The following is a 5306-nucleotide window of genomic DNA, read 5'->3' on the forward strand; positions in this document are numbered from 1 at the left end:
CGACGGCCCTGACCATATCGGGCGGGATTGTCGCCGTTCAGCCCTGGCGCTTGCCCTTCGGCAGCAGGAAGGTCAGCAGGCCCACGGCCGGCAGCCAGGCGCAGATCTTGAAGACCTGTATGATGCCGATCTGGTCCGCGAGCGCGCCGATGCCTGCCGCGGCGATGCCGCCGAGCCCGAAGGACAGGCCGTAGAACAAACCGCCGACGAGGCCGACGCGATGCGGCACGAGGTCGATCGCGTAGATCAGGATCGCCGAGAAGGCGCTCGCCATCACGAAGCTGATGATGACGCTGAGCACGCCGGTCCAGAACAGGTCGGCATAGGGAAGCACCAGCGCGAAGGGCAGCGAGCCCAGGATCGACAGCCAGATCACCCGGTCGCGGCCGATGCGGTCTCCGATCATGCCGCCGAGGATGACGCCGGCCGCGCCGACGACGAGATAGAGGAACAGCATGATCTGCGAGAGCTGCAGCGTCACGCCGAAACGTTCGATCAGGTAGAAGGTGTAGTAGGAGGTGAAGGCCGCGGTGTAGCCGTTCTTCGAGATCAGCAGCAGAACCAGCACCGCCATCGCCAATAGCACGCGCCCGTGCGGCAGGCCGTGATCCGCGACGTCCTCGACATGCGCGGTCGAGGCCTTCTGCTCGCGCCGCATCGCCGAATACCGCGCGCCGAGCCAGCCCATCACCAGCATCGCCACCAGCACCACGCCCGAGAACCAGGAGAGGCTCTCCTGCCCGCGCGGCACCACGATCATCGCCGCCAGCAGCGGGCCGATGGCATAGCCGATATGGCCACCGACCTGGAACACGCCCTGCGCCAGCCCCTGTCGCCCGGCCGCGGCATGGCGCGCCATGCGCGTCGCCTCGGGATGGAAGACCGCCGAACCCAGGCCGATCGCCGCGGCGCCGAGCAGCACGACGCCGTAGCTGTGGGCGAAGGAAAGCAGCAGCAGCCCCGACAGCGTCGCGCACATGCCGGCCACCATCGCATACGGCCAGGGCCTGCGGTCGGTGACATAGCCGAGCAGCGGCTGCAGGAGCGACGACGTCACCTGGAAGGCGAGCGTGATCAGGCCGATCTGCACGAAGTCGAGCTGGTACGTCTCCTTGATCAGCGGGTAGAGCGCCGGGATCATCGACTGGACGAGGTCGTTCAGCAGATGCGCCAGGCTCAGCGCGGCCAGCACCGGCATCAACGGACGACGGGTGACGGATTGCAGCGGGATCGAGGTCATTTCTGACGCATGATCCTCCTTTTCGGCGCGGTCAACGCCCCGGCACGGCGCCGGAAGCATGGCGCCCATGGCTCCTGTGCCGTGCTGCGACGCAACAACCGCCCGCGCGCCGAAAGGAGCGATGGCTTTTATGCGGGAAACTGCTATCGCAGCTTGCTTTCAGCCTGGCCGATCCGTCCTGCGATGACCTCCCGCACCGCCACCCTCGTCGGCTTCTGCGCAATCCTGCTCTGGTCGACGCTCGCCCTGTTCACCGCCATGTCGGGCCGTGTCCCGCCCTTCCAGCTCGTCGCCATGACCTTCGTGATCGGCGGCCTGCTGATCCTGGCGATCACGGCGCTGCGCGGCGACCTCTCCCGCATCCGGCCGACGCCAGCCTCCTTCGCGCTCGGCCTTTACGGGCCGTTCGGCGACACCGCCCTGTACTATGCCGCGGTGAAGACGGCACCACCCGCCGAGGCGAACCTCATCCACTACCTCTGGCCGCTGCTGATCGTGCTCTTCGCCGCGCTGCTGCCGGGCGGCCGCCTCAAGCCCCGCCATCTGGCCGGCGCGCTGATCGGACTCGTCGCGACCGCGCTTCTTGTCTCCGGAGGACTCGGCACCGGCGGCGGGATCGCGCCCGGCCACGTGCTGGCGGCGCTCGGCGCCTTCGTCTGGGCGAGCTACTCGGTGGCGTCGCGCCGCTTCGCCGATGTTCCCTCGGAAAGCCTCAGCGTCACCATGCTGGGCTGCGCCGTGCCGGCGCTCGCCTTCCATCTCGCCTTCGAGACCACGCTCTGGTCGCTGACCGCGGTGGAATGGGCCGGCGTCCTCGGCCTCGGCCTCGGCTCGATCGGCCTGGCCTTCGTCGTCTGGGACATCGGCATGAAGCAGGGCGACGTCGCCTTGCTCGGCGTCGCCTCATATGCCGCGCCGGTTCTCTCGACGCTGATCCTGGTGCTGTTCGGCTACGCCCCGGCGAGCTGGCTGCTCGCCGCCTCCTGCGCCCTCATCGTCGTCGGCGCCGTGGTCGCAAGCGGCGCCGGGCGGAAGGGCTGAGGCGGCAGCGGCAAGCCGAAACGCCCGTCATGGCGGGCTTGTCCCCGACCGTCCGCGCCTTCGCGGCATCCATCGAAACCCGGCTGAGGTCGTGATGCTCGCCGAGAGGGCGGCATGACGGCGTCAGCCGGAAACCTGCTCAGTTCCGCCGGAGCAGCCGCTCGAGATAGTCGAGCTCCTCGGTCGGACGCATCGGGTCGCCGAGGCGCTTGCGCAGCTCCTCCAGGATGCGCCGCGCCCGCTGCGTCGCGCTCTCGTCGGCGCCGGGCACCTTGACCCGGCCATCCGCCCAGTCGCGCTGGCGCTGCGGCCGGCCGAGCGGGTCCTCGCTGCCGCGCTGCTGCGCCGAGGGGCGGCCTGCAGGGCGGCCGTCCGGCTCGCCATAGGCGCCTTCGGTGCCGTCGCCCTCGCCGGGCTGGCCCTGCATCTGCTGGGCGAGGTTCTGGCCGCCGCGACGCAGCGCATCAAGCGCACGGCCCTGGGCGTCGAGAGCGCCCTCGCCCTGCCCCTGGCCGAGCTGGCCCTCGGCATCGCGCATCGCCTCCTCGGCCTCGTCGAGCTCGCCATTCTGTGGCGCGCCCATGCCGCGCATCCGCCGCTGCAGATCCTGCAACCGCTCGCGCAGGGCCTGCTGGCGCTGGGACAGGCCCTGGCCCTGGCCGTTCTGGCCCTGCATGCCCTCGCCGCCTTCGCCGTCTTCACCCTGCTGGCCCGGCTGCTGGCCGGGTTGCTGGCCGCGCTGGCCGCGTTGCCCTTGCTGGCCCTGTTGACCCTGCTGTCCGCGCTGGCCGGGCCGCGCCTGCTGCTGGCCGGGGCGCTGCCCGCGCTGGGTCTGGCCCTGTCCCTGCCGGCGCTGCTCGTTCTGATAGGTCTCGTCGCGCAGGTTCTGCTGGTCGCGCGTCATCCGGTCGAGATCGCCGAGCGCTTGGTTCATCTGGTTCTGGCGGGGGTCGCGCTGGCCCGGGCGCGCCATCTGCAGATTGTTGAGCATGCGGTTGAGCTCTTCCATCAGGCGCTGTGCCTCGGCCATGTCGCCGCGCTTCGAGAGCTCCTCGATCCGGTCGAGCATGTTCTGCAGGTCGCGCGGCGTCACCGTGCGGAAGTTCTCCGGCAGCTGCGCCTGGTTCTGCTCGCCGTTCTGTTGTTGCTGGCGCATCATCTGCTCGGCGAGCTGGCGCATGAAATTGTCCATGGCCCGGCGCATCTCGTCGGTGAGCTTCTTGATCTCCTCCTCGGAGGCGCCGCGCTCCAGCGCCTGCTGCAGGTTCTCCTGGGCCTGCCTGAGCGCGCGCTCGGCATCGGACATGTCGCCGTCCTCGAGCTGCAGGGCCATCGCCCACATCAGTTCCGAAACCTCGCTCAGCTCGTCGTCACTGCCGGACTTGCGCAGGCGTTCGCCCAGCATCCGCATGCCGAGATAGACGCCGGTCTCCTTCATGAAGAGATCGGGCTCGATCAGCAGCGCATCCATCGCAAGCTGCACCCTGGAGCGGTCGTCGACATTCATGACGAGCTTGCGCCGCTGCTCGACCAGCGCCTTGGCCAGCGGCTTGGTGAAGGTGCGCTGCGGCAACACGACCTCGATCGACTCGGTGCGCCCTTCCTGGCCGGCCTCGTCCCTGGCGATCAGCACCATCCGGACTTTTGCGCCGGCCCAGGGATGCGCCGAGAAGTCGACCGTGCTCTTCATCTCCTCCTCGGCCGCCGAAGGCGCAGGCACGGCGAGGTTCTGCTTCGGCGGCTCGACCAGCGAGCGCCCGCCCGCGGCTGCGTCGGGCCGCGCGACGGTCGCCTCGATCGAGGCGATGCCGTAATCGTCCCTGGCCTTGTAGGTGATGGCGAGGCCGCCCGATTGCGCGCCGGTCACAGGCTTCGGCGGATCGGTATAGGCAATGGTCGGCGGCTGGTCGGCGATGGCTGCGATGTGCAGCGTCGTGCCAGGCGCACCGCTGCCGGTGAGTTTCAGGGTGCCGTTGCCGGCAAGCGTGAAGCGCTTCTCCAGCACAGCCTGCTGTGCGCCGGCCGGCGCGGCCGGCTTCGGCGCCGCTTGCCCATCGGCCTCCTTCGCCTCGCCCTCCTTCGTGTCCGGCTTGACGAGCTCGAGCCTGCCGGTGGTGGCGACATCCATGCTGGTCTTGCCGGCGATGCGCACGACGATGACCGACTTCTCCGGCGCGCTGAGATTTGCGCTGGCGAGCTTGTTGAAATCGATCAGGATCGGCGGCAGGCGGGTATAGGCCGGCGGGTCGATCCAGGCGTCGATGCGGGTCGATGGCACGCTGCCCGGCGGCCCCTTCCAGTCGAAGGCTGCGGACAGGCGCTGCGTCGCCTCCGGCCCGGCGACGAAGAAGGCGGTGATGGCGGCGAGCAATGGGACGGCACGAAGCGCCAGCCTGTCATGCCTTGCCATATGCGGCTGTGGCGGCGCGACCTTCAGGGCGGCGACTTGCCGGCTCTGGCGCTCGACATGCAGCTTCCACAGCGCCTGCGACACCGGGTCCGACGAGCCGACGGCAAGGCTGTCCTCCAGCGCCGAGGCCGGGCGGTGCCCGCCCGCAAATGAGCGATCGAGCCGGGTAAGCGCATCGCGATGGGTCGGCAGCGCGAGCCGCGCGACATGCCAGAAGCTACCGAGCAGCGCCGCGGCGAAGCCGAGGACACCGATGATCCGCCCGTACCAGGGCAGATGCGTCCACAGCCCGAACCAGGAGAGGGCAAGGAAGGCGAGGACCACGCCGAGCGCCAGCCAGAGGCGTGGCCAGAGCCGCTCCCAGCCGAGCGAGGCGCGCGAAGCCAGCGCGAGACGGCGGAGCCGCTGCCGGATGCCGTCGATCGTATCGGGCGCCTTGCGGCGCTCTGCCTCGCTCATGCCATCGCTCCGGGCGGCCCCCATTCCTGTCTGAACGTGCCTGACCCGATGAGGCTAACACGGGAATGTGGCATTGCCAGCGCGAAGACGGCCGGGATGCGCCCGCTCCACCATTCGTGAACGGGCGCGTCGTTCGCCGATGCAAGCGGCAAAGGA

The 5306-nt window shown here is 69.6% G+C and carries 3 protein-coding genes; 1 reads left to right on the forward strand and 2 read right to left on the reverse strand.

What is annotated here, in order from left to right:
• Nucleotides 1–37: 37 nt before the first annotated feature.
• Complete coding sequence (locus ACIPIA_RS09855) at nt 38–1240, reverse strand: MFS transporter (protein WP_400509004.1); 1203 nt, start codon at nt 1238–1240, stop codon at nt 38–40.
• Between the two features lie 183 nt (nt 1241–1423).
• Here ACIPIA_RS09855 and yddG point away from each other — a divergent pair, with 183 nt between their 5' ends.
• Nucleotides 1424–2281 (forward strand): aromatic amino acid exporter YddG, encoded by an 858-nt coding sequence (yddG, locus tag ACIPIA_RS09860; RefSeq protein ID WP_400509006.1) that lies wholly within the window; start codon nt 1424–1426, stop codon nt 2279–2281.
• A 139-nt stretch (nt 2282–2420) separates the two neighbouring features.
• On the opposite strand, the gene ACIPIA_RS09865 is transcribed toward yddG, so the two are convergent.
• Nucleotides 2421–5150 (reverse strand): TIGR02302 family protein, encoded by a 2730-nt coding sequence (locus tag ACIPIA_RS09865; protein ID WP_400509008.1) that lies wholly within the window; start codon nt 5148–5150, stop codon nt 2421–2423.
• Between the last annotated feature and the right edge of the window lie 156 nt (nt 5151–5306).

The organism is Allobosea sp. CER48 (assembly GCF_044752385.1).
Lineage (GTDB): Bacteria > Pseudomonadota > Alphaproteobacteria > Rhizobiales > Beijerinckiaceae > Allobosea.

Bases quoted from the DNA above. Each gene is read 5' to 3' on its own strand.
- ACIPIA_RS09865 (WP_400509008.1), bottom strand. From the start codon at position 5,150: ATGAGCGAGGCAGAGCGCCGCAAGGCGCCCGATACGATCGACGGCATC.
- ACIPIA_RS09855 (WP_400509004.1), bottom strand. From the start codon at position 1,240: ATGACCTCGATCCCGCTGCAATCCGTCACCCGTCGTCCGTTGATGCCG.
- yddG (WP_400509006.1), top strand. From the start codon at position 1,424: ATGACCTCCCGCACCGCCACCCTCGTCGGCTTCTGCGCAATCCTGCTC.